The following is a 23,206-nucleotide window of genomic DNA, read 5'->3' on the forward strand; positions in this document are numbered from 1 at the left end:
TTCTCAAGCGGGTCCCGTCGCGATCGGCGGGCCGCTCGCCTGTCCCCATTCCGACCACGAGCCGTCATAGAGCGCGCTGTCGGTGACGCCGAGCCGGTAGAGCGCAAGCGTCAGCACGCCGGCCGAAACGCCGGAGCCGCAGCTCGTGACGATCGGCGCGTCGAGCTTCACGCCGGCACCGCTGAACGACTTGCGCAGATCGTCGAGCGGCTTCATCTCGCCGGTCGCGGCATCGAAGAGTTGGTTGTATGGCACGTTGCGGGCGCCCGGGATGTGACCCGCGCGAATGCCCGGCCGCGGCTCCGGCGCGCGGCCCTCGAAGCGCTCGGCAGCGCGCGCATCGATCACCTGCTCGGCCCGACTTTCGACATTGGCGATCATCTGCTCGATGCTGCGCACGCGCTTCGGATCGTAGCTCGCCTTGAAGGTCGCGGGCTTCGGCTGCACCTCGCCGCTCTCGACCGCCCTACCCTCGGCGCGCCATTTCTTCAGGCCGCCGTTGAGAATGCGCACGTTGCGATGGCCATAAGACAGGAACATCCACCAGGCGCGCGGCGCCGCGACCCAGCCGCCGGCGTCATAGATCACGACGGTGTCGGCATTGCTGATTCCGAGCCCGCCAATGTCGCGGCCGAACTGCTCGGCGCTCGGAAACATATGTGGCAGCGGATTGGCGTGATCGGACACTGCGTCGACGTCGAAGAACACGGCACCGGGCAGATGCGCCGCGAGATAGTCGTCCTTCGGCAGCGGCAGCACGCCGGGCAGCTTGAAGGTCGCGTCGAGCACCTTGACGTTGGCATCGCCGAGATGCGCAGCCAGCCATTCGGTCGAAACGAGCGGATCGTCGGTGGTTGTCATCTTACCTGTCTCTCCATCGTCATTCCCGGACTTGATCCGGCAATCCATCTTGCTTCGAAACGATGGACACGCGGGTCCCGGCTACGCAAAAGGCTTCGCCGGGCTCTCGGTGAAGTGGCCGCCGAAGCTTCTTAGCGAAGGCGGCAAGCCCGCGTGTGACATCTTGCTCAGCCCTTCTTCTTCGGCTCCCACGCCTCGATCGGACCGCCGGCCTCGCGCCAGGCGGCGAAGCCGCCGCCCATATGGGCGACCGGCTTCAGGCCCATGTCCTTCGCGGTCTTGGCAGCGAGCGCCGAGCGCAGGCCGCCGGCGCAGTGGAAGATGAACTTCTTGTCTTCCTGGAAGATCGGCTTGGCGTAGGGGCTGTTCGGATCGATCCAGAACTCGAGCATGCCGCGGGTGCAGGAGAATGCGCCGGGGATCTTGCCGTCGCGCTCGATCTCGCGGGGATCGCGGATGTCGACGATGACGACGTCGTTCTTGCCGATCAGCGTGATCGCATCGGCCGCGCTGATGGTCTCGATCTCGGCATTGGCCTCGTCGATCATCACCTTGATGCCGCGGTGGATGTTCTGGGGCATGGGGCTCTCCCTGGCTTCTTGTTGTTCGCCATTCCGGGATGATGCGACAGCATCGAACCCGGAATCTCGATCGAATTTCATCAGCTCGAGATTCCGGATCGGTCCTGCGGACCGTCCGGAATGACAGGATTGGTTACCGCACCAGCTCCCGCATCGCGTTTTCCAGACCCTCGATCGTGATCGGATACATGCGCTCGGAGAACAGGCGGCGGATGATGGTTGTCGATTCCGAATAGTCCCAGTGCTTCTGCGCCACCGGATTGAGCCACACCGCATGCGGATAGGTGCGGGTGATGCGGTCGAGCCAGACCGAGCCGGCCTCTTCGTTGACATGCTCGACCGAGCCGCCGGGCACCATGATCTCGTAAGGCGACATCGAGGCGTCGCCGACGAACACCACCTTGTAGTCATGCGGATACTTGTGCAGCACGTCCCAGGTCGGCGTGCGATCGGTGAAGCGCCGCTTGTTCTGCTTCCAGACGCCTTCATAGAGGCAGTTGTGGAAGTAGAAATATTCCATGTGCTTGAATTCGCTCTTGGCGGCCGAGAACAGTTCCTCGACCTGCTCGATATGCGAATCCATCGAACCGCCGATATCGAAGAACACCAGCACCTTGACCGCGTTGCGCCGCTCGGGACGCATGTGCACGTCGAGATAGCCGTGGTTGGCGGTCTCCTTGATCGTGGTGTCGAGGTCGAGCTCGTCGGGGGCGCCGGTGCGCGCGAACTTGCGCAGCCGCCGCAGCGCGACCTTGATGTTGCGGATGCCGAGCTCGACATTGCCGTCGAGGTCCTTGAACTCGCGCTTGTCCCACACCTTCACGGCGCGGTTGTTGCGGTTCTTCTCCTGCCCGATCCGCACGCCCTCGGGATTATAGCCGTGGGCGCCGAACGGCGAGGTGCCGGCGGTGCCGATCCACTTGCTGCCGCCCTGGTGACGGCCCTTCTGTTCCTCGAGCCGCTTCTTCAAGGTCTCCATGAGCTTGTCCCAGCCCATGGCCTCGATCTGCTTCTTCTCTTCCTCGGTGAGATATTTCTCGGCGAGCTTCTTCAGCCACTCTTCGGGGATCTCCGCCTTGCCCATGGCATCAAGCAGGCTCTCGAGCCCCTTGAACACGGTGCCGAACACCCGGTCGAACTTGTCGAGATTTCGCTCGTCCTTCACCAGGGCGGCGCGCGACAAATAGTAGAAGTTCTCGACGGTCTGTTCGGCGAGATCGGCGTCAAGCGCTTCCATCAAGGTCAGATATTCCCGTAGCGTCACGGGGACCTGGGCGTCGCGCAGCGATGTGAAGAACTGCAGGAACATACTCACCTAGATCGCCCGCTGGACCGGTGGCGTCAAGGGGCCGAGCCATGCCGAGACCGGCGATCCGCCTTGATTTGGACCCTTGCGCCATGTCCTGCGGGGTCCACCCAACGACGCCCCGCCCCGTAACCGTGCGGCGGTCATTCCGCACGGCGGAAACATGACGGTCGACATTCCATGCGTGCCGCGCCGTTCAGGGTACCGCTGCGCTGCGGAATCCGCCCTAGACCGCCCGGCTTTTTCAATTACAATTGCGCCTGACAAGACATTGGGCAGGACGTTTGAATGGGCATCATTGCGGCACTGGTGATCGGTGCGATTGCCGGCTGGCTCGCTGGGCTGATCGTGCGCGGCGCGGGCTTCGGGCTGATCGGCAACATGGTCGTCGGCATCATCGGCGCGCTGGTGGCAAGCTGGCTGCTGCCTCGCCTCGGCGTCGGCCTCGGCGGCAGCGCGATCCGCGACATCCTCAACGCGACGATCGGCGCTTGCATCGTGCTGGTGATCGTATCGATGATCAGACGAGCGTGATCGAAAAACTTGCATCTCCAACGGCCGCTGCGAGAGCGGTCGTTTCATGTTGAGGCCCAAGGTGAGACCCATGCGGCCAACGAACGAAACAAGGCAACCAGATAGATGAAATTCACGGGTACCAAGGACTACGTCGCCACCGATGACCTCAAGGTCGCCGTCAATGCCGCCATCGTGCTCGAGCGCCCGCTGCTGGTGAAGGGCGAGCCCGGCACCGGCAAGACCGTGCTGGCCGAGGAAGTCGCCAAGGCGATCGACGCGCCGCTTTTGACCTGGCACATCAAGTCGACCACCAAGGCGCAGCAGGGCCTCTACGAATACGACGCGGTGTCGCGCCTGCGCGACAGCCAGCTCGGCGACGCGCGCGTGTCCGACATCAAGAACTACATCAAGCGCGGCAAGCTGTGGGAGGCCTTCACCCACGAGAAGCGCCCGGTGCTGCTGATCGACGAGATCGACAAGGCCGACATCGAATTCCCCAACGACCTCTTGCTCGAACTCGACCGCATGGAGTTCCACGTCTACGAGACCGGCGAGACCATCAAGGCGAAGCTGCGCCCGATCGTGATGATCACGTCGAACAACGAGAAGGAACTGCCAGACGCGTTCCTGCGCCGCTGCTTCTTCCACTACATCAAGTTCCCCGACGCCGATACGATGAGCCAGATCGTCGACGTGCACTTCCCCGGCATCAAGAAGCGCCTGGTGGAAGAGGCGCTGCGGATCTTCTTCGAGGTCCGCGAGGTGCCGGGCCTGAAGAAGAAGCCCTCGACTTCGGAGCTGCTCGACTGGCTCAAGCTGCTCTTGAACGAGGACATCACGCCCGAGATGCTCAGGGAGCGCGATCCGCGCAAGCTGATCCCGCCGCTGCATGGCGCGCTGCTCAAGAACGAGCAGGACGTGCACCTGTTCGAGCGGCTGGCGTTCCTCAGCCGCCGCGAAGTCTAGTTCGCGCAAACGCCGGGGCATCCGCTCCGGCGTTTTGCTGAACCGCTCCAACCAAAAAGAAGACCAGGGAAGATGAACGTCCAGACCCAAATCCGCGCCGCCGAGCCCGTCACGACAGAGCACTTCGACGTCCTGATCGCGGGCGCCGGCATCTCCGGCGTCGGCGCCGCCTATCACCTCACCACGCAATGCCCCGGCACCAGCTTCGTGGTGCTGGAGACGCAGAAGACCTTCGGCGGCACCTGGTCGACGCACCGCTATCCCGGCATCCGCTCCGACAGCGACCTGCACACCTTCGGCTATCGCTTCAAGCCGTGGACCAGCGCGCCGATCGCGAGCGCGGCCGAGATCCTGAAATACATGGGCGAGGTGATCGACGAGAACGATCTCGCCCGCCACATCCGCTATCGCCACACCATCACCGCGGCGGAGTGGTCGAACGAGACCAATCTCTGGACCATCGATGCTGTCCGCGTCGACACCGGCGAGCAGCTGCGCTTCACCACCAACTTCTTCTGGATGTGCCAAGGCTACTACCGCCATGACGCGGGCTATACCCCCGAATGGACCGACATGGCGAAGTTCAAGGGCACGGTCGTGCATCCGCAGACCTGGCCCGACGACCTCGACTACAAGGGCAAGCGCGTGGTCGTGATCGGCTCCGGCGCAACGGCTGCGACCCTGATCCCGGCGATGGCCAATGACGCCGGCCATGTCACCATGCTGCAGCGTTCGCCGACCTATTTCCGCACCGGCCGCAACGCGATCGAGATCGCCGAGGAGCTGCGCAGGCTGCAGGTCGACGAGGCCTGGATCCACGAGATCACCCGCCGCAAGATCCTGTTCGAGCAGGACGCCTTCACCAGGCGGACCTTTGCCGAGCCCGAGGGCGCCAAGAAGGACCTGCTGTCGGCGGTCGAGGCTGTCCTCGGCAAGGACTACGACATCGCCACCCACTTCACGCCGCGCTACCGACCGTGGCGGCAGCGCATCGCCTTCATTCCGGATGCCGACCTGTTCCACGCCATCAAGGGCGGCAAGGCCTCCGTCGTCACCGACGAAATCGACCGCTTCACCGAGAAGGGCATCCTGCTCAAGTCCGGCAAGGAGCTCGAGGCCGACATCATCATCACTGCGACCGGCTTCCACCTCTCCGCCAATGGCGGCATCGACTTCGCAATCGACGGCAAGCCGCTCGACTTCAAGGACACCGTGACCTATCGCGGCATGATGTTCACCGGCGTGCCGAACCTCGTCTGGGTGTTCGGCTATTTCCGCGCCAGCTGGACCTTGCGCGTCGACCTGGTCGGCGACTTCGTCTGCCGCATGCTCAAGCACATGAAGGCGACCGGCGTGAACAAGGTGACCCCGGCGCTGCGGCCCGAAGACCACAACATGCCGCTGCTGCCTTGGATCGATCCGGAGAACTTCAACCCCGGCTACATGATGCGCGGCATGCACCTGCTGCCGAAGCGCGGCGACAAGCCGGAGTGGCAGCACAACCAGGACTACTGGGCCGAGAAGGACGAATTCCCGGCGATCGACCTCGAGGACAAGGCGTTCGTCTACGGCTGAGCTCTTGATAGCAGTCCCGTCATCCCCGCGCAAAGGCTTTGCCTTTGTCGCTGGAGGAGCGCGTAGCGCGTGTCGAAGGATGCACGGCCCCAGTCGGGCCGTCGCACTTCGAGACGGCCGCTTCGCGGCCTCCTCAGCATGACGGTGTTAGACACAGCGCGCTGATCAAGCAGCATCGGCGCACCTCTGCCGTCATTGCGAGGAGCGAAGCGACGAAGCAATCCATGCATCCGCAGGTGCGGAGAGATGGATTGCTTCGCTCCGCTCGCAATGACGGAGGCGCCTCACGCATACTCCGGCAGCTTCGCGGCGGCCTCGGGCTGCTTGCCGCGGATCATATCGGAGGCCTTGTCGGCGATCATCAAGGTCGAGGCGTTGAGATTGGCTGAGATCATCCGCGGCATGATCGAGGCATCGATCACGCGCAGGCCCTCCATGCCATGGACCCGAAGCTGGTCGTCGACCACGGCCCAGGGCGCGTCGGCCGGACCCATCCGGCAGGTGCAGCCGGGATGGAAAGTGGTGGTGCCGCGCTGGGTTGCGGCCGCGAGCAGCTCCTCGTCGCTAGTGACCTTCGGACCCGGAAAATCCTCATAGGCGAAATAGGGCTTGAGCGGCTCGGAGGCGAGCAGCCGGCGCGCCAGCTTCATGCCGGCGACGACGACGCGGCGGTCGATCTCCTCGGCGAGATAGTTGGTCTGGATGATCGGCGGCGCGAACGGATCGGCAGAGCGGATGCGGACATAGCCGCGGCTCTCCGGCCGCTGCTGCCATGAGGCGACCGTCATGCCGGGCTCGTCCTCGAGCTGGCCCTGCACGCCTTCCTTGTAGCTCGCCGGCGTGAAGGTGAGCTGCAAATCGGAGCTTTCGGTGGTCTCGCCGGAATGCCAGAAGCAGTAGACCATGGTCGGCGACAGCGACAGCAGCCCGCGCCGCGTCGTCGCCCATTTGATCGCCTCGCCCCACAGGCTGAAGCCGCGGCGCAGCTCGTTGATGGTCCGGATATTCTTGACCCGCGCCACCGAACGCGGCGCGTAATGATCCTGCAGGCCTTCACCGACACCCGGCAGCGCGTGGCGCACCTCGATGCCATGCGACTGCAACAGATCGGGCGAACCGACGCCGGAGAGCTGCAACAGCTGCGGTGAGTTGTAGGCGCCGCCGGAGAGGATGACCTCCTTGGTGGCGCGGATCTCGAGCGGATCGCCGTGCTTGCCGCCGCGGTTGTAGCGCACGCCGACGGCGCGCTTGCCCTCGAAGATGATGCCGGTGACGTGGGCATGCGTGCGTACGTCGACATTCGGCCGCTTCCGCGCCGGATGCAGGAACGCGGTCGCGGCGCTGACCCGGAGGCCGTTCAGGATGGTGCGCTGGCAGTACGACACACCCTCCTGGATCTGGCCGTTGTAATCGGGATTGCGCGGAATGCCGAGGCTGACCGCACCCGCCATGAAGGCCTCGCAGAGCGGATCCTGCCAGTCCATCGTGGTAACGGTGAGATTGCCGTCGCGGCCGCGATAGGTGTCGTCGCCCTCACCGATCCTTCTCTCCATGCGCCGGAAGTACGGCAGCACGTCGGGATAGCCCCAGCCGCGATTGCCGAGCTGCGCCCAGGTGTCGAAGTCCTGGCGCTGGCCGCGATTGTAGATGTGGCCGTTGATCGAGGACGAGCCGCCGAGCGTCTTGCCGCGCGGCGCGTAGATGCTGCGCCCGCCGGTGTAGGGACCCACCTCCTGCTGGTAGGCCCAGTTCACGCTCTTCATATGGAAGGTCTTGATGAAGCCGGCCGGCAGATGGATGTAGGGATGCCAGTCGCTCGGCCCCGCCTCGAGCACGCACACCCTGACCGCAGCGTCTTCACTCAATCGGTTGGTCAGCACGCTCCCGGCGGAGCCTGCGCCGATGATCACATAATCGAACGTTTCCATCGTCTCGCTTCTGGCGCCGACCAAGGTGTCAGCGCGGCTTTTCGTTGAGTTGATAGTTGAGATGCGCCTTCACCGTCGGCCATTCGCTGGCGATGATGCTGTAAACCACGGTGTCGCGCAACGTGCCGTTGGGCGCGATCTGATGGCTGCGCAGTATGCCGTCCTGCTTGGCACCCAGGCGCTCGATACCGCGCCGGCTCTGGTGATTGAAGAAATGCGTGCGGAACTCGACCGCGATGCAGTCGAGCTTCTCGAAGGCATGCTGCAGCAGCAGCAGTTTGCACTGCGTGTTGACCGCGCTGCGCTGCACACGCTTGGCGTACCAGGTCGAGCCGATCTCGACGCGGCGGTTCGGCGTGTCGACATTCATGTAGGTCGTCATGCCCGAGATCCGGCCATCGGCATCGAACACCGTGAACGGCAGCATCGATCCGGCGGTTTGCAGGCCGAGCCGGCGGTCGATCTCCTTGGCCATGTTCTCCGGCTGCGGAATGGCGGTGTACCAGAGGTTCGACAGACCACCGTCTTTCACCGCCTCGACGAGACCGTCGCGATGATCGTGCGAAAGTGGTTCGAGCCGCGCATGCGCGCCGCGAAGGGTGACCGGTTCAAGCCAGGGCATTCGAATATCCTCTACGTAGAAGCGGGTCTCACTCTAATCGTCATTGCGAGCGAAGCGAAGCAATCCATCTATCCGCACATGTGGAGGGATGGATTGCTTCGTCGCTTCGGCGCAAAATTGCGGGCTCCTCGCAATGACGGCGAGTGCATCATTTATTCAGAAAGTTCAGCGGCAATCCCGGCCGCGACCAGTCCATCGCGATCAGTTCGCCCTTGCCCGACAGCGTGATGTAGGCAGTCTTCAGATCCGGGCCGCCGAAAGCGATGTTGGTGGTGACGCGGTCGCCGGTCGGCACCTGCTCGACCACGCTGCCGTCGGGCGCGATCACCGATATGCAGCCCGAGATCAGCGTCGCGACGCAGACATTGCCTGACGCTTCGACCGCGAGCGAGTCGAACATCTGGTAGCCGCCGAGGCCCGCGATCGGTTTGCCGCGCTCGCCGCGATAGATCACGTCGCGCGGCTTGATGGTGCCGGGCTCGGACACCTCATAGGCCCACAGCCGCGCCGTCGGCGTCTCCGCGATGTAGACGGTCTTCTCGTCCGGCGACAGGCCGATGCCGTTGGCGGGCAGGATGCCGTGCACGGCCTCGACGATCTCGTTCATACCGGGCTTCAGATAGTAGAACGCGCCGACATCCATCTCGCGGGCGCGGCGCTTGCCGAGATCGGAGAACCACAGGCCGCCCTGCCTGTCGAACACCAGATCGTTTGGCCCGCGCAGCTCATGCTCGCCGCACTTCGTCGCCACGGTCTCGACCTTGCCGGATTGCAGATCGACGCGCTGGATCGAGCCGCCGAGATAATCCTCCGGCTGCGGTCCCGGCATGATCATGTTGCGGGTCGGGATCCAGGAAAAGCCGCCATTGTTGCAGACGTACATCTTGCCGTCGGGGCCGAGCGCCGCGCCGTTCGGCCCGCCCGGCACCTTGGCGACGATCTCCTTGCGCCCGTCGGGATACACCCGGGTCAGCCGCTGGCCGCGGATTTCGACCAGCACGACCGAACCGTCGGGCATCACGACGGGACCTTCGGGAAATTCCAGATCGGTGGCGAGAACTCGGATATTGGCCATGGCATCCTCCCGGCTCATTGGCTGCAGGCGAATTCCGAACGGTCCCGCACGCGCAACGTTGTTGTTTCATCCTGTTATGGCAAACGGGGTTTGGCTTGCCAAGCAATCAGCGGCGCAACGCTGCCCGGCGTTGAGGTGGGATGATGCCGCAAATGCACCTGTCGTCCCTGCGAAAGCAGGGACCCATGCTCCGCAGCGGATGTTGTGAATGGGACTCGTCGTTCGGGATTCGCTTAACAATGACGGCCTGTGGTTATGGGCAGGACGACACCGAATAGGTGGCACGGTGAGTGACTCAAACTTCCGCGCTCTCGCCACAAGACTGTCCGAGCTTTGCTTCACGCACGAGAATTGACAGGTTTTGCCAAGTTGCCCGTCGGGTTGTTTTGTCGCATCCCGCTTTCGTCATTCCCCGGTGCGCAATGCGCACCTGAGGGCGTACGAAGCACGAGCCCGGAATCCATTCATCCACGAATGGTGCGGCTCGATGGATTCCGGGCTCTCGCTTCGCGAGCCCCGGAATGACGATGGAAGCTGTGGGACGACGCGCTAGCTCAGCGCGCCCGCATGCACCCACCAGCCGGGATGCTCGGCACGGAGCTTCTCGCCGGCGGCCTGGGCGTCGGTATCGGTTCCGAACACCGCGAAGCAGGTCGCGCCCGAGCCGGACATGCGCACCAGGCGAACGTCCCTGGTCTCACGGAGCGCGGACAAGACGTCGCTGATGACCGGCTCGATGCGCGCGGCAGGGGCTTCGAGATCGTTGGTGCCGCGCGAAAGCGCTGTGATCCAATCGTCGACCACGCGGCCGGCGTCCGGCCAGGACGACGCCTGCATCACGACATCGGTGGCGCCGATCAAAAGCTCGCCATGGCGCAGGCCGAGCGCATTGAAGACATCCTTGGTCGCAACCGGCACGCGCGGATTGACCAGCACGCAGGGCATTGTCGGCAGGTCGAGCGGCAGCAGGCCCTCGCCGACGCCGGTCATGTCGCAGGCGCGGGAGGCGACGCACACCGGCACGTCGGCGCCGGTCTGCAGCGCGACCTCCATGATCCTGCTGTCGTCGAGCGAAAGTTCGTTGAGCCGCGCCAACAGCCGCAGCGCGGCCGCGGCATCCGCCGAGCCGCCGCCGATGCCGGCCGCAACGGGCAGCACCTTCTCCAGCGTGAAGTGGCCGACCTCGAGGTCCGCGACGCGCTCGCCGAGCAGGCGCGCGGCCTTGAGCACCAGATTGTCCGAGGTATCGCCGCAGGCATCGGCCAGCGGCCCCAGCATCGAGAGCGACAGCTCGGGACCCGGCTCGAGCGTGAGACGATCGGCGCAATCGGCAAACGCGACGACGCTCTCCAGGTCGTGAAACCCATCGACGCGCCGCCCGACAACCTTCAGCGTCAGGTTGACCTTGGCACGCCCTTCTTCAATCAGCGCCGGCACGGCGATAAACCCCTAAAAACAAACATGTGTTGCGATTAGCGTAAATCGCCGCACGATCCTATCCCTTTGTTTGCACGGAAATTCCGCCCTTGGCATGCGCTGGGCGCGGGCAAACCGTCATGGTCCGGCCATCTGCGAGTTCAGGCCAGAAACGTCGATGCCCGGGACGAGGCCCGGGCATCACGGTATTTTCCGGAAAGTCAGCGCGCGGACGGCCGATCAGCCGCCCTTGCCGTCGTCGTCCTTCTTCTTGTCGGCGGAGGCGGCGTTCGAGGTGTCGTCCGGCAGGCCGTTGTCGATCTTGGCCTGGATCTTCGGCAGCTCTTCCGGCTCGGGCTTGAGGTCGCGGGCATGCGCCCACTGGAACTTGGCTTCCAGCGTGCGGCCGACGCGCCAGTAGGCGTCGCCGAGATGGTCGTTGATGGTCGGATCTTCCGGCTTCAGGTCGATCGCGCGCTCGAGGTTCTTCACCGCCTCGTCGTAATTGCCGATCCGGTAATAGGCCCAGCCGAGGGAATCGACGATGTAGCCGTCGTCAGGACGCTGATCGACGGCACGCTTGATCATCTTCATGCCTTCGTCGAGGTTGATGCCCTGGTCGATCCAGGAATAGCCGAGATAGTTCAGCACATGCGGCTGCTCGGGCTGCAGCTCGAGCGCCTTGCGCATGTCGGCCTCGGCCTTGTTCCACTGCTTGGAGCGCTCCTCGCAGATGCCGCGGTAGTAGTAGGTGACCCAGGCGTTCTTGTCGCCGCCGGCCGCCGGCAGCGCGTCGATCGCCTGCGAATAGGTGGTGGCGCAGTCGGCGAACTTCTTGCGGCCACGCTCGATATTGCCGAGCGCCAGGATCGCCTCGATATCCTTCGGCTGATCGGCGGTGACTTCCTTGAGAATCTTGATCGCCTCGTCGCTGCGGTCGGCGGCGTCGAGATTGGTCGCGAGCTGGATCTGCGCGTTGCGCTTCAGCGGCGAGGACGCCGGCATCCGCTCATAGACCTTGATCGCCATCTGCGGCTTCTTCACCGATTCATAGAGGTCGGCGAGCGACAGCAGCGCCAGCGGATGGTTCGGCTGCAGATAGAGCGCGAGCTGCAGATAGACCAGCGCGAGGTCCTCGCCGCCGCGGCGGGTCAGCGTCGCGCCGATGCCGTACAGCGCCTCGGCGGCGCCGGCCTGCGGTGAATCGATCAGCGGCGGCAGCTTCTTGCCGGCCTTGGTCTCCTTGATGCCTTCCAGCACCAGCGGATGACGCGGCAGCTTCTTGTCGAACGCCTCGTACATCGCGGTCGCGGCGGCGGCATCCTTGTTGCGCGAGGTCCAGCGCGCATATTCGTCGACCGTGCGCAGCATCGAATCGTCGAGCTTGTAGACTTTCTCGAAGCGGGCGCCGGCATCCTTCTCCTTACCGGACAGCTCGTAGATCATGCCAGCGTGCAGATCCTTGAAGATCGGATACCACTCGGGGCCGGTCAGCTTGTCGATCGAGGCGACCGCGCCCTTGCTGTCGCCGGCGCCATAGGCCGCCCAGGCCGACAGCAGCGTCGCCACCAGATCGGTGATCGGGCCGCGCACCGACTGGTTGATGTTGGACTGCGCGGCGGCGTATTTCTTCAGCTTGAGGTCGCGCACGCCGACGACAAGGCGGGCGACGCGGTTGGCCTTGTCCTGGATCAGGATGCGGTCGGCGAGCTTCACCGCCTCGTCGATGTCGCCGTCGGCGAGCGAGGAGATGAAGGCGCGGTCGAGCAGCTCGGAATTCTTCGGATCGGTGCGCAGCGCCGAGCGGTAGAACGCAGCAGCTGAGGCCGCATCGCGCTCGACACTGGCGTGGCGGGCGGCCAGATAGCTGCCGGCCGTGGTCAGCGACTTCAGGTCCGTCTTGGACGGGAATTGCGCGGTATTGTCGGTCGGATGGTCGGGCGTCTGTGCCGACAGCTGCGCAGGCACGGCAAGCGCCGCGGCAGCAAGAACGGCAATCGTCAGGCGGTTGAAACGGGTGGACAGCATCACGGTCGCCTTGCTCCAGGGGTTTAAGGCCACGAAGGATTTACGGCCAAGATCTTCGCGACAAGATCCTGCGATCAGTCTCAAAATGCGAACCCAAGCGGCGGCATCCCGGCGAGCGACAATGCCGCTTTTGGCGTTTATCCGCAAGGATCGCCCAAAGGTAACCCATGCCGAATCAATTGGCAGATTAGGCCGTTAGGCCTGCCGATCCAGCCAGCCCACCGCAAGACCCTCCCACTATGGCGGTATCGTGACCGGGCCCGGCATATTCGCGTGCGGAAGCAAAAAGCGCCTCGGGGGCTCGCCACGCAGCCAGTTCCACCGCTCCCCTTGTGGGAGAGGTCGGAATTCAAGCGGAAGCTTGAATTCCGGGTGAGGGGTCCAGATCTATCCGTCGATCGAAGTCCCTCGATGGACCGGTACCCCTCACCCGGATTGCATCTTTCGATGCAGTCCGGCCGCTCCCACGAGGGGGAGAGGCACAGCGCAGGTTGCGGCGCAGACGCCATCCACCTCACGCAAATGTGGTCGGCCGCGTCAGCCGCACTTTGGCCTTACATCGCCTCGTAGTTCGGACCGCCGCCACCCTCCGGAGGAACCCACGTGATGTTACCGTTGGGGTCCTTCACGTCGCAGGTTTTGCAATGGACACAGTTCTGGGCGTTGATCTGGAAGCGCGGACCTGAGGACTCCTCGACCCACTCATAGACGCCGGCCGGGCAATAGCGGTTCGAGGGACCGGCGAACACGTCGTGCTCGGAGGTCTTCTGCAGGTTCATGTCGGCGACCTTGAGATGGACCGGCTGGTCCTCCTCGTGGTTGGTGTTGGACAGGAACACCGACGACAGCTTGTCGAACGAGATCTTGCCGTCGGGCTTCGGATAGGCGATCGGCTGGTGCTGCTTCGACGGATCGAGCGTCTTGCGGTCCGGCTTGGCGTGCGACTGGGTGCCGAACAGCGAGAAACCGAGCGTGTTGCACCACATGTCGAAGCCGGAGAGCGCCATTCCGAGCAGGTTGCCGAACTTCGACAGCAACGGCTTGGCGTTACGGACCTTGAACAGGTCCTTGCCGATCGCCGACGAGCGCCAGGCATTCTCGTACTCGACGAGCTCGTCATTGGCGCGGCCGGCGCCGAGCGCGGCCGCGACGTGCTCGGCGGCGAGCATGCCGGAGCCCATCGCATTGTGGACGCCCTTGATGCGCGGCACGTTGACGAAGCCGGCGGCGCAGCCAATCAGCGCGCCGCCCGGGAAGGAGAGCCGCGGCACCGACTGGTAGCCGCCTTCGGTGATGGCGCGCGCGCCATAGGCAAGCCGCTTGCCGCCTTCGAACAGCTCGCGGATATCGGGATGCGTCTTCATCCGCTGGAATTCGTCGAACGGCGACAGATACGGGTCGGTGTAGTTCAGATGCACGACGAAGCCGACCGCGACGCGGTTGTCGTCGTAGTGATAGAGGAACGAGCCGCCGCCGGTCTTGTCGTTCAGCGGCCATCCCAGCGTATGCTGGACCCGTCCCTTGCGGTGCTTGGCCGGATCGATCTGCCAGACTTCCTTGAGCCCGATGCCGAATTTCGGCGGCTCGGAGTTGGCGTCGAGCTTGTAATTCGCGATCAGCTGCTTGGTGAGCGAGCCGCGCGCGCCCTCGGCGAACAGCGTGTACTTGCCGAGCAGCTCCATGCCGCGGGTGTAGGAATCCTTGTGGCTGCCGTCCCTGGCGATGCCCATGTCGCCGGTCGCGATGCCGCGCACCGCGCCCTTGTCGTCATAGAGCACTTCGGCGGCGGCAAAGCCCGGATAGATCTCGACACCGAGCGCTTCCGCCTTCGGCGCCAGCCAGCGGCAAACATTGCCGAGCGAGCCGATGTAGTTGTGATGATTGTGCATCAACGGCGGCATGATGAAGTTCGGAATGCGGAACCAGCCTTGCGACGTGGTCCAGTAGAACCGATCTTCCTTGACCTGGGTCTTCAGCGGACAGTCGGCGTCCTCGCGCCAGTCCGGAACGAGCTTGTCGAGCCCGACCGGATCGATCACCGCACCCGACAGGATGTGCGCGCCGACCTCGGAGCCCTTCTCCACCACGACGATCGAGAGCTCGGGATTGAGCTGCTTCAGCCGGATCGCGGCCGACAGGCCCGACGGGCCGGCGCCGACGATGACGACGTCGAATTCCATAGACTCGCGCGGGGGAAGGTCTTCAGCACTCATGATCTTGGTCTCAGCCCATTGAGAACGCTTCTAAGCTTTTCAAAAGTCGTTGTTTCCGATTTTTGGCGGAAGGACAACCATGGAATTGCGCTTCCACGGCTTTGCACGGCCCGGATACCTTGAGAGAATAATCTTTTCCGAAATCGAGCCTCCACTTTTCTCCGCCATGCTCTAGATTGCGCCGATCATGGCCCTGACGCCCGAGCCCACCCCTACACTGCAGCAATTGCTGGCCTTTTACCTCGAGGCCGGGGTCGATTGCGCGCTTGGCGACGAGCCGATCAACCGGCTGGAAGAGCCCGAGCCAGTTCCCGCCCCCGCCGCGCCGCGTCCAGCAGTTGCACTCAATCCGCTGCGCCCGCCGCCGATGGCCGCCGTTCCGCGCAGCGAAATCACCATCGCGCCGGACGCCGCAATCGCCTCCGCGCGCGAGGCCGCACGCACCGCGCCGACGCTCGAGGCGCTGCGTGGACTGATGGAGACGTTCGACGGCTGCGCGCTGAAGCACACCGCGACCCGGCTGGTGTTCGCCGATGGCAATCCACAGGCGCGCGTGATGTTCGTCGGCGAGGCGCCGGGCCGCGACGAGGACATCGAGGGGCTGCCGTTCGTCGGCCGCTCCGGCAAGCTGCTCGACCGCATGATCGCGGCGATCGGGCTCGATCGCAGCAAGGCCTATATCGCCAACGTCATCCCGTGGCGGCCGCCGGGCAACCGTACGCCGACGCCGCAGGAGACCCAGGTGTGCCTGCCCTTCATCCAGCGCCATATCGAGCTGGTGAATCCCGACGTGCTGGTGACGCTCGGCAATCCCTCGACGCAGGCGCTGCTCGGCACGCGCGAGGGCATCATGCGCACCCGCGGCAAATGGATCGACTACGACACCGGCACGCGCACGATCCGCGCCGTCGCCACCTTCCATCCGGCCTACCTGTTGCGCTCGCCGTCCTACAAGAGATTGTCGTGGCAGGATTTGCGCGCGATCGCGAAGGTGCTTGCTTCGTAGGATGGTGCTTGCTTCGTAGGATGGGTAGAGCGCAGCGAAACCCATCATTAGCGCAGCGGGCATCAATCGATGGGTTTCGCTGCGCTCTACCCATCCTACGGATCGACTGATCCCTACCCCTTCGGCCGCACGATCGCCCAGCCGATCCGCAGCACCGGCTGCCGGCCGTTGACCAGCCGGTCGAACGAGCGCGGCACTTCCGGCACGAGGCCGGGGAAACGCTGCGCGAGCTCGGGCGGCGGCGTGCCGGCGGTGTCTTGCGCGCGCCAGACCACGACGCCGCCGGTCTCGTTGAATTTTGCGACCGACAGCCAGGGCGTCCGCTGCGGCGCGGCGTCGAGCAAAAGATGCGGACGGCGCGCGTTCATCGCAATCAGGCTGGCGAGCTCGGGATCGCCCGCCACCGCGCGCAGGCGCTGGTTGGTCCGGCGTTCATAGCTGTCGTCGAAGAAACGTCCCATCGCGGCTGCCGGCAGCGAGGTCGGCACCTCGGTGGTGCTGGTCCAGGGCAGGAACAGCGCCGCTGCCAGCGCGACCGCGGCGGGCGCAGCGACAGCGAAGGCCCACACCGAGCGCAACAGCCGCTGCCGCCTGAGATGGATCAGATCGCCGGTCGCGACGACGACCGCGAGCCCCGACATCAAGAGCGCCACGCCGGCGCCGCCGAAGGCGCGATCCAGATCGAACAGCCCGGAGACGAAGCTGCTCACGATCGCCGGCGCGAACGCAAAGAAATAGACGAAGTGCTGTGCCAGCGGGCTGACCGGCGGACGGTAGATGATCGGAGCATCCTCACGGTCGCGAGCGAACCAGCGCGAATTGAGGATCGCCAGCGGCACGATCGCACCCGTCGCCACGATCAGCCCGCCGAGCACCACACCCCAGTGCAGCGCGCGCGCCTTGAGATCGGCAGCGGCGGGCAAGGCCGGTAGCGCCAGCACGTCGGCGCGGACCAGCCAGATCAGATAGGGCAGCGCCAGCACGATGATGACCAGCAGCGCATAGAGCGGATCGACCGCGCGCAGCGTGCGTCGCCCGCGCTCGGTTGCGACCGCAAAGCCGACCACGAGCAGGATCATGCCGAGCGCCGCCGGTGTCGTCAGCAGCAGCAGGCCGCAGTCGATCGACCAGGCGAACCAGGCGGCGCGCCGGTCCTGCCCGATCAGTTGCCAGGAATGCAGCAGCAACAGCGCCCACAGCGGACGCGCCAGGATCAGCGGGCCGAACTCGACGCTCGGCGAGGAGAATACGACGACCGTCATCGACAGCAGCACCGCCAGCACGCCCTGCGGACCGCCGACGATGGCGCGCGCCAGCTGGTAGAAGGCGATGAAGGTGACGATCTCGCAGACCTGCGCCAGCAGATAGACGCCGAACACGTGATTGCCGGCGGCGCGAAAGGCGATGTCGGCGAGCCAGAACGAAAGCGGCGGCCCCATGTCGGTGCCGACCTGATATTCGCGGCCGAACGCGAGGACGGTGGCGAGATTGCCGGGCGGGCTGCCGTAGAAGATCAGCGGCAGGAGCAGCCAGATCGCCGCCTGCACCAGCACCACGACCCACACCACGAGGCGCGGCCGGGCGCGGATCAGTTCGACAACCAGGGAGGTAAACCGCATGAAACGCCTGAAATGCCCCAGCCACCCGTCAGCGGCGCCATCTGATCCCGAGGGTTTTGATAAACGGCGGCGGCGATGGAGGCAACCGGGGCGGATGGGTCCACGGTGCAAAGTCAAATCCAAGTGTCGTGCCCCGTGAAGGCGGGGCATCCAGTACGCCGCGGCGGCTGAGCTTACGCACAACTGTCTCTGGAATACTGGATCGCCCGGTCCCGTCTCCGCCGAGGCTGCGATCCCAGGCGCGCCGAAGCTTTAGCGGAGGTGGCGAACCGGGCGATGACAGCGTTGGGTGAGCTGGCGCCGTCGCGCGCTATGCCGCCGCCGATGCTGCGGCTTCGGTTTCCGTGTCCACCGTGAACAGGTCGGGCTCGGCCGGCACCGGGAAATGCTTCAGCCGCGCGGCGACGACCGGCGCGAAGAAGCTGCGGTGATGGGTGCTGGGGCCGAGCCGGTCCAGCGCCTCGAGGTGCTCGGGGACACCATAGCCCTTGTGCTGCTCGAAGCCGTAGCCGGGGCAATCCAGCGCCAGCGCGCACATCAGGCGATCGCGCGTCACCTTGGCGATGATCGAGGCCGCCGCGATCGAGGCCACGATGCCGTCGCCGCCGATCACGGCGTCGCAGTCGCAGGGCGTGGCGAGCTTGTCGCGGCCGTCGACGAAGACGTGCTTTGGCATTTCCGGCAACGCATGCACCGCGCGCGCCAGCGCCCACAGCGAGGCGCGCAGGATATTGTCGCGGTCGATTCGCGCCGGCGAGGCCACCGCGACCGAGAACGCGGCAGTGGCGCAGATTTCCTCGAACAGTTCCTCGCGGCGCTCGGCGGTCAGCCGCTTGGAATCATCGAGGCCCTTGGGAACTCGGTTGGGGTCGAGCACCACCGCGGCGGCGACCACCGGACCTGCCAGCGGACCGCGCCCGGCCTCGTCACAGCCGGCGACCGGCCAGATGCCGCGCTTGATCAGCGCGCGCTCGCGCCGAAAGCTCGGCCGCGTCACGGCGATCACGCGCTTGCCCGGCTTGGCTGATTTGGCCGGCGCCTTCTTCGACGTGCTCTTTGACGCGCTTTTGGACTTGTCCCGAATCATGCGGGGGATGGTGGTCAAGCCGGCTCCGCGGCGCAACCGGGAACCCGGCGCCCTTCCCCGTTATTCAATCGGCTAATCCGGGATGGACACCCGCCTGATGTCGAGAACCTCAAAACCCGGCGCGCGCACGACTTCCCAGGCGTGGCCGTCGGGATCGCCGAAATAGCCGCAATAGCCGCCATAGCTCGTCGGCTGCGCGGCCTTGAGCAGTTTGGCGCCTTTCGACAGCGCGAACGCCATCACGCGATCGACCTCGGCATCGTCGTTGCAATTCCAGGCGATCGACACACCGTGGAATGCTGAAGGCCGCGGCTGATCGGGCAATCCGGCGTCGACGGCGAGCAGATGCCACGGGAATAGCCCGAGCACGCTGCCGCCGGTGTCGAAGAAGGCAACCTCCTCGCCGGTCGCGCGCATCTTTCTGGTGAACCCGAGGGACTCATAGAAGGCGATGCTGGCGCGCATGTCGCTGACGCCGAGCGTGAGGACGGTAAAGCGGGCGGTCGGGGCGTTACTCATGTTTTACCTTTCCCGTCATTGCGAGCGAAGCGAAGCAATCCATCGTACCTCATATGCCGAAGCGTGGATTGCTTCGTCGCTTCGCTCCTCGCAATGACGCCTGTGGCATCAGAATAAACTGAGCTGCTGCCCGCTGCGCTTCGGCTTGGCGAAGTGATCCGTGGTCAGCTTGGTACGGCGCTTGTTGAGGCCGAGCTTCTCGCAGGCGATCTCGAAGCGGCGGCCGATCATCCAGGCCATCGGGCCGGTGCCCTTCATTCTTGTGCCCCATTGCGAGTCGTAGTCGCGGCCTCCGCGCATGTCGCGGATCAGCGTGAAGACGTGGCGGTAGCGGTCGGGATAGTTCGCCATCAGCCATTCGCGGAACAGATCGCGGACCTCGAGCGGCAGCCGCAGCAGCACGTAGCTTGCCTCCCTCGCGCCGGCATGCGCGGCGGCATCAAGGATGCGCTCGATCTCGGAATCATTCAGGGCCGGGATCACGGGCGCGACCATCACCGTGGTCGGGATGCCGGCATCAGCCAGCCGCTTGATCGCCTCGAGCCGTTTCGACGGGGTCGAGGCGCGCGGCTCCATGGTGCGGGCGAGTTTCGGGTCGAGCGTCGTCACCGAGAGCGCGACCTTGGCGAGATTGCGCTTGGCCATCCGCGCCAGGATGTCGATGTCGCGGGTCACCAGCGCCGACTTGGTGACGATGCCGACCGGATGGCCGGCGCGCTCCAGCACCTCGAGGATGCCGCGCATGATCTGCCGTTCGCGCTCGATCGGCTGATACGGATCGGTGTTGGTGCCGATCGCGATCATCCGCGCCTCGTAATCGGGCGCCGCCAGCTCCTTCTCGAGCAGCGCCGGCGCGTCCGGCTTGGCGAACAGCTTCGACTCGAAGTCGAGCCCCGGCGACAGGCCGAGATAGGCGTGGGTCGGCCGCGCGAAGCAATAGACGCAGCCATGCTCGCAGCCGCGATAGGGATTGATCGAGCGGTCGAACCCGATGTCGGGCGAGTCGTTGCGGGTGATCACCTTGCGCGAGGTGTCGAGCGCCACGCTGGTCGAAAACGGCGGAAGGTCTTCGAGGCTCTGCCAGCCGTCGTCGAAGGCGACCCGCGCCTCGGCCTCGTAACGGCCGCTGGCGTTGGACTGCGCGCCGCGGCCGCGCCGCCGCTCACGCTCGATCGCGACTGCAAGCTCGGGAAAAGGGGCAGGAACAGGTGAAGGTGCACCCGCCGGGTTATCGGAGGGCGCCGTTACCGGCGGGTGCTTGAGGGCATGAGAGGATGCTCGGCTCATGCATTGAAGCTAACACAGCCCTAGAACAAATCAAGAACATGAACTGAGAAAATCCACAAAGTGATGGCGTAAAAATCTGCAGGCGAACAGGCTGCTTTGAATATGACAAGGTGATAACACGGCCGGAGTTTCTCCATTGTTTGAGCCACCGAAGCCTCAAAATCATGCTGAGCGTGATCATCCCCACCGATGGCGTAGAGCGCACTGCGGTCGCAACATTGGCCGCGCTGGTGCCGGGTGCGGCCGCTGGTGTCATCCGCGAGGTGCTGCTGGTCGACCGCACCAACAGCGATGTGATGGAGCGCGTTGCCGACATCGCCGGCTGTCACTTCCTGCGTTTCGAGGGCACCCGCGCCGCAGCGCTCGCGGCAGGCGCCAGGCAGGCGCGGTCGCCCTGGCTGATGTTCCTGCATCCGGGCGCGGTTCTCGACGCCGGCTGGATCGAGGAGACCACCCAGTTCATCCAGATGGTGGCGGCAAGCGGCAAGGATCGCGCCGGCATCTTCCGCTACGCCCGCGCGCCGTATAGCGACCCCGGTCTGCGCGACGGCCTCAAATTCGTCGCCCGGATGATCGCCGGGCCCTCGGCCGAACAGGGCCTGCTGATCGCGCGCGAGCATTACGAGCGGATCGGCGGCTACCGGCCGGATGCCCGCCGCTCCGAGGCGCGTCTGCTGCGCCGGCTCGGCCGCTCCTCCCGCACCATGCTGCGCAGCCGGATCATGGTGGCGTAAGGCCTGACGTCAGAAACCATTAGAGAAGTTAGGCCCTTTCGCCTGCCGCCGTCATGCCCGGCCTTGGGCCGGGCATCCACGTCTTTGCTTCGGTCACGCAAGAAAGACGTGGATGGCCGGGACGAGCCCGGCCATGACGAAGATAGTCGTTTCAGTCGGTCAGAAAGATGTGAGATCGGTTATGCGAAGACCCACTTGCCATTTATTTGATTTCATCAAATAATATATTTGATGAAATCAAATTCCTATGACGCCTCCCTCGAGAGCCAGGTTGCCGCGGTCCGCGGCTTCAGCCGGTTCTACACCCGCAAGCTCGGCATCATCGAGCCGAAGCTCTTGCACTCGACATTCACGCTGCAGGAAGCGCGGATCATCTACGAGCTCGCGCATCGGGAGAACTGCACCGCGACCGACCTGGTGCGCGATCTCGACCTCGATGCCGGCTTCGTCAGCCGCACGCTGGCGGCGCTGCAACGCCGCCAGATCGTGACCCGCAAGCCGTCAAGGGCTGACAAGCGCGTCAACGAGGTGGCGCTCACCGCCAAGGGCCGCACTGCTGCCGCCGATCTCGACCGCCGCTCGCGCAGCGAGGTCGGGGCGCTCTTGAAGCAGATGGATGGCGACCGCCGCGCCGCGGTGGTGCGCGCGATGGGCACGATCGAGCAGTCGCTGGAGCCCCCGGCCGAGAAGCCGGCGGCCTTCCTGCTGCGCAGTCACCGCGTCGGCGACATCGGCTGGGTGATCTCGCAACAAGGTCGCGCCTATGCGGAGGAGTATGGCTGGGACATCAGCTACGAGGCATTGGTCGCCGAGATCTGCGCGCAATTCCTGCGATCGTTCGATCCGGCCTGTGAGCATTGCTGGATCGCGGAGGTCGACGGCGAGCCGGTCGGCTCGATCTTTCTGGTCAACGGCGGCGATGGGATCGCCAAGCTGCGGCTGCTGGCAGTGGAGGAAAAGGCGCGCGGGCTCGGCGTCGGCCGTGCCCTGGTCGACCAGTGCATCCGCTCCGCACGCGAGATGGGCTACAGGAAGATGACGCTGTGGACCCAGAGCATTTTGGTCGCCGCGCGCGGCATCTACGCCCGTGCCGGCTTTCAACGGGTGAAGGAAGAGAAGCATCACAGCTTTGGCGTCGACCTGGTAGGCGAGACCTGGGAGTTGGATTTGTAGGGCCCCTCCTCGTCGTCATTCCCCGATGCGCAATTGCGCATCTGAGGGCATCGCGCAGCGATGAGCCCGGAATGACAGGGGGGTGGTGGCTACGCGCTCGCGCCCTTCGCCTTCGGCCGACGCAGATGCTCGTCGAGCCGCGGCATGATCTCGACGAAATTGCAGGGGCGCGTGCGGTAGTCGAGCTGCGCGGCGAGGATGCCGTCCCAGCCGTCGCGGCAGGCGCCGGGCGAACCGGGCAGGCAGAAGATGAAGGTGGCGCCCGCCACACCCGCGGTGGCCCGGCTCTGGATCGTCGATGCCCCGATCTTGGCGTGGCTCAGCATGTGGAAGGCGATCGAAAAGCCGTCCATCCGCTTCTCGAACAGCGGCTCGACCGCCTCCGGCGTCACGTCGCGGCCGGTGAAGCCGGTGCCGCCGGTGGTGATGACGGCATCGACGCCGGGATCGGCGATCCAGCGCCTGATCACGGCTCTGATAGCCTCGACATCGTCGGTGACGATCTCGCGCGCCGCCAGCTTGTGGCCGGCTGCGGTGAGACGGTCGGCCAGCGTGGTGCCCGATTTGTCATCCGCCAGCGAGCGGGTGTCGGAAATCGTCAGCACCGCGATGTTGAGCGGGATGAATGATTTGGATTCGTCGATCGAGGACATTCTATCTACCTCATGTCCCGGACGCGGTGCAGCGCGCTAGC

At 64.9% G+C, this 23,206-nt stretch carries 20 protein-coding genes; 6 read left to right on the top strand and 14 right to left on the bottom strand.

Annotated features, from left to right (window positions below; translation table 11 throughout):
* Positions 1 to 3 precede the first annotated feature (3 nt).
* From sseA to Q0030_RS09035, 3 genes are all read right to left on the bottom strand, one after another.
* Positions 4 to 861, bottom strand: a complete 858-nt coding sequence (gene sseA, locus Q0030_RS09025) for a 3-mercaptopyruvate sulfurtransferase (protein ID WP_298365576.1) — start codon at positions 859 to 861, stop codon at positions 4 to 6.
* Between the two features lie 167 nt (positions 862 to 1,028).
* Positions 1,029 to 1,442, bottom strand: a complete 414-nt coding sequence (locus Q0030_RS09030; protein ID WP_016847778.1) for a rhodanese-like domain-containing protein — start codon at positions 1,440 to 1,442, stop codon at positions 1,029 to 1,031.
* 133 nt (positions 1,443 to 1,575) lie between these two features.
* The gene (locus Q0030_RS09035; protein WP_050632069.1) at positions 1,576 to 2,751 is read right to left on the bottom strand and encodes a VWA domain-containing protein; all 1,176 of its coding nucleotides are present in this window, start codon (positions 2,749 to 2,751) and stop codon (positions 1,576 to 1,578) included.
* Positions 2,752 to 3,036: 285 nt separating this feature from the next.
* On the opposite strand from Q0030_RS09035, the gene Q0030_RS09040 reads away from it, so the two are divergent.
* From Q0030_RS09040 to Q0030_RS09050, 3 genes are all read left to right on the top strand, one after another.
* Positions 3,037 to 3,282 (top strand): GlsB/YeaQ/YmgE family stress response membrane protein, encoded by a 246-nt coding sequence (locus Q0030_RS09040; RefSeq protein WP_092124584.1) that lies wholly within the window; start codon positions 3,037 to 3,039, stop codon positions 3,280 to 3,282.
* Between the two features lie 105 nt (positions 3,283 to 3,387).
* Positions 3,388 to 4,230, top strand: coding sequence for a MoxR family ATPase (locus tag Q0030_RS09045; protein WP_021076064.1), 843 nt, complete (start codon positions 3,388 to 3,390; stop codon positions 4,228 to 4,230).
* 72 nt (positions 4,231 to 4,302) lie between these two features.
* Positions 4,303 to 5,805, top strand: a complete 1,503-nt coding sequence (locus tag Q0030_RS09050; protein ID WP_298365582.1) for an NAD(P)/FAD-dependent oxidoreductase — start codon at positions 4,303 to 4,305, stop codon at positions 5,803 to 5,805.
* Positions 5,806 to 6,089: 284 nt separating this feature from the next.
* Here Q0030_RS09050 and Q0030_RS09055 read toward each other — a convergent pair whose 3' ends face one another.
* The 6 genes from Q0030_RS09055 to Q0030_RS09080 form a co-directional block, all read right to left on the bottom strand.
* The gene (locus tag Q0030_RS09055) at positions 6,090 to 7,733 is read right to left on the bottom strand and encodes a GMC family oxidoreductase N-terminal domain-containing protein (RefSeq protein ID WP_298365584.1); all 1,644 of its coding nucleotides are present in this window, start codon (positions 7,731 to 7,733) and stop codon (positions 6,090 to 6,092) included.
* Between the two features lie 28 nt (positions 7,734 to 7,761).
* Complete coding sequence (locus tag Q0030_RS09060; RefSeq protein WP_298365586.1) at positions 7,762 to 8,355, bottom strand: GNAT family protein; 594 nt, start codon at positions 8,353 to 8,355, stop codon at positions 7,762 to 7,764.
* 148 nt (positions 8,356 to 8,503) lie between these two features.
* On the bottom strand, positions 8,504 to 9,430 hold the full coding sequence (locus Q0030_RS09065) for an SMP-30/gluconolactonase/LRE family protein (protein WP_298365588.1): 927 nt from the start codon (positions 9,428 to 9,430) through the stop codon (positions 8,504 to 8,506).
* Positions 9,431 to 9,979: 549 nt separating this feature from the next.
* The gene (locus Q0030_RS09070) at positions 9,980 to 10,867 is read right to left on the bottom strand and encodes a 4-(cytidine 5'-diphospho)-2-C-methyl-D-erythritol kinase (RefSeq protein WP_298365591.1); all 888 of its coding nucleotides are present in this window, start codon (positions 10,865 to 10,867) and stop codon (positions 9,980 to 9,982) included.
* Between the two features lie 219 nt (positions 10,868 to 11,086).
* The gene (locus Q0030_RS09075; protein ID WP_298365594.1) at positions 11,087 to 12,874 is read right to left on the bottom strand and encodes a tetratricopeptide repeat protein; all 1,788 of its coding nucleotides are present in this window, start codon (positions 12,872 to 12,874) and stop codon (positions 11,087 to 11,089) included.
* Positions 12,875 to 13,428: 554 nt separating this feature from the next.
* On the bottom strand, positions 13,429 to 15,087 hold the full coding sequence (locus Q0030_RS09080) for an electron transfer flavoprotein-ubiquinone oxidoreductase (RefSeq protein ID WP_298365596.1): 1,659 nt from the start codon (positions 15,085 to 15,087) through the stop codon (positions 13,429 to 13,431).
* Positions 15,088 to 15,280: 193 nt separating this feature from the next.
* Between Q0030_RS09080 and Q0030_RS09085 the strand changes: the two genes are divergently transcribed.
* On the top strand, positions 15,281 to 16,093 hold the full coding sequence (locus tag Q0030_RS09085; RefSeq protein WP_298365762.1) for a uracil-DNA glycosylase: 813 nt from the start codon (positions 15,281 to 15,283) through the stop codon (positions 16,091 to 16,093).
* A 113-nt stretch (positions 16,094 to 16,206) separates the two neighbouring features.
* Here Q0030_RS09085 and Q0030_RS09090 read toward each other — a convergent pair whose 3' ends face one another.
* The 4 genes from Q0030_RS09090 to Q0030_RS09105 form a co-directional block, all read right to left on the bottom strand.
* A complete protein-coding gene (locus Q0030_RS09090) occupies positions 16,207 to 17,712 on the bottom strand; it encodes a glycosyltransferase family 39 protein (RefSeq protein WP_298365598.1) in 1,506 nt (501 codons plus the stop codon).
* 310 nt (positions 17,713 to 18,022) lie between these two features.
* On the bottom strand, positions 18,023 to 18,799 hold the full coding sequence (locus Q0030_RS09095; protein WP_298365764.1) for a ribonuclease HII: 777 nt from the start codon (positions 18,797 to 18,799) through the stop codon (positions 18,023 to 18,025).
* 72 nt (positions 18,800 to 18,871) lie between these two features.
* On the bottom strand, positions 18,872 to 19,318 hold the full coding sequence (locus Q0030_RS09100) for a VOC family protein (RefSeq protein ID WP_298365600.1): 447 nt from the start codon (positions 19,316 to 19,318) through the stop codon (positions 18,872 to 18,874).
* 108 nt (positions 19,319 to 19,426) lie between these two features.
* Positions 19,427 to 20,605, bottom strand: a complete 1,179-nt coding sequence (locus Q0030_RS09105; RefSeq protein ID WP_298365604.1) for a PA0069 family radical SAM protein — start codon at positions 20,603 to 20,605, stop codon at positions 19,427 to 19,429.
* Between the two features lie 164 nt (positions 20,606 to 20,769).
* Between Q0030_RS09105 and Q0030_RS09110 the strand changes: the two genes are divergently transcribed.
* Both Q0030_RS09110 and Q0030_RS09115 read left to right on the top strand, forming a co-directional pair.
* Positions 20,770 to 21,339, top strand: coding sequence for a glycosyl transferase (locus Q0030_RS09110; RefSeq protein WP_298365605.1), 570 nt, complete (start codon positions 20,770 to 20,772; stop codon positions 21,337 to 21,339).
* Positions 21,340 to 21,570: 231 nt separating this feature from the next.
* Positions 21,571 to 22,512 (top strand): helix-turn-helix domain-containing GNAT family N-acetyltransferase, encoded by a 942-nt coding sequence (locus Q0030_RS09115; RefSeq protein ID WP_298365607.1) that lies wholly within the window; start codon positions 21,571 to 21,573, stop codon positions 22,510 to 22,512.
* Positions 22,513 to 22,601: 89 nt separating this feature from the next.
* Here Q0030_RS09115 and moaB read toward each other — a convergent pair whose 3' ends face one another.
* The gene (gene moaB, locus Q0030_RS09120) at positions 22,602 to 23,165 is read right to left on the bottom strand and encodes a molybdenum cofactor biosynthesis protein B (protein WP_298365609.1); all 564 of its coding nucleotides are present in this window, start codon (positions 23,163 to 23,165) and stop codon (positions 22,602 to 22,604) included.
* Positions 23,166 to 23,206 lie beyond the last annotated feature (41 nt).

It is taken from the genome of uncultured Bradyrhizobium sp. (assembly GCF_947648125.1).
GTDB lineage: Bacteria > Pseudomonadota > Alphaproteobacteria > Rhizobiales > Xanthobacteraceae > Bradyrhizobium.

Bases quoted from the DNA above. Each gene is read 5' to 3' on its own strand.
- sseA (WP_298365576.1), bottom strand. From the start codon at position 861: ATGACAACCACCGACGATCCGCTCGTTTCGACCGAATGGCTGGCTGCG.
- Q0030_RS09030 (WP_016847778.1), bottom strand. From the start codon at position 1,442: ATGCCCCAGAACATCCACCGCGGCATCAAGGTGATGATCGACGAGGCC.
- Q0030_RS09035 (WP_050632069.1), bottom strand. From the start codon at position 2,751: ATGTTCCTGCAGTTCTTCACATCGCTGCGCGACGCCCAGGTCCCCGTG.
- Q0030_RS09040 (WP_092124584.1), top strand. From the start codon at position 3,037: ATGGGCATCATTGCGGCACTGGTGATCGGTGCGATTGCCGGCTGGCTC.
- Q0030_RS09045 (WP_021076064.1), top strand. From the start codon at position 3,388: ATGAAATTCACGGGTACCAAGGACTACGTCGCCACCGATGACCTCAAG.
- Q0030_RS09050 (WP_298365582.1), top strand. From the start codon at position 4,303: ATGAACGTCCAGACCCAAATCCGCGCCGCCGAGCCCGTCACGACAGAG.
- Q0030_RS09055 (WP_298365584.1), bottom strand. From the start codon at position 7,733: ATGGAAACGTTCGATTATGTGATCATCGGCGCAGGCTCCGCCGGGAGC.
- Q0030_RS09060 (WP_298365586.1), bottom strand. From the start codon at position 8,355: ATGCCCTGGCTTGAACCGGTCACCCTTCGCGGCGCGCATGCGCGGCTC.
- Q0030_RS09065 (WP_298365588.1), bottom strand. From the start codon at position 9,430: ATGGCCAATATCCGAGTTCTCGCCACCGATCTGGAATTTCCCGAAGGT.
- Q0030_RS09075 (WP_298365594.1), bottom strand. From the start codon at position 12,874: ATGCTGTCCACCCGTTTCAACCGCCTGACGATTGCCGTTCTTGCTGCC.
- Q0030_RS09080 (WP_298365596.1), bottom strand. From the start codon at position 15,087: ATGAGTGCTGAAGACCTTCCCCCGCGCGAGTCTATGGAATTCGACGTC.
- Q0030_RS09090 (WP_298365598.1), bottom strand. From the start codon at position 17,712: ATGCGGTTTACCTCCCTGGTTGTCGAACTGATCCGCGCCCGGCCGCGC.
- Q0030_RS09095 (WP_298365764.1), bottom strand. From the start codon at position 18,799: ATGATTCGGGACAAGTCCAAAAGCGCGTCAAAGAGCACGTCGAAGAAG.
- Q0030_RS09100 (WP_298365600.1), bottom strand. From the start codon at position 19,318: ATGAGTAACGCCCCGACCGCCCGCTTTACCGTCCTCACGCTCGGCGTC.
- Q0030_RS09105 (WP_298365604.1), bottom strand. From the start codon at position 20,605: ATGAGCCGAGCATCCTCTCATGCCCTCAAGCACCCGCCGGTAACGGCG.
- Q0030_RS09110 (WP_298365605.1), top strand. From the start codon at position 20,770: ATGCTGAGCGTGATCATCCCCACCGATGGCGTAGAGCGCACTGCGGTC.
- Q0030_RS09115 (WP_298365607.1), top strand. From the start codon at position 21,571: ATGAAATCAAATTCCTATGACGCCTCCCTCGAGAGCCAGGTTGCCGCG.
- moaB (WP_298365609.1), bottom strand. From the start codon at position 23,165: ATGTCCTCGATCGACGAATCCAAATCATTCATCCCGCTCAACATCGCG.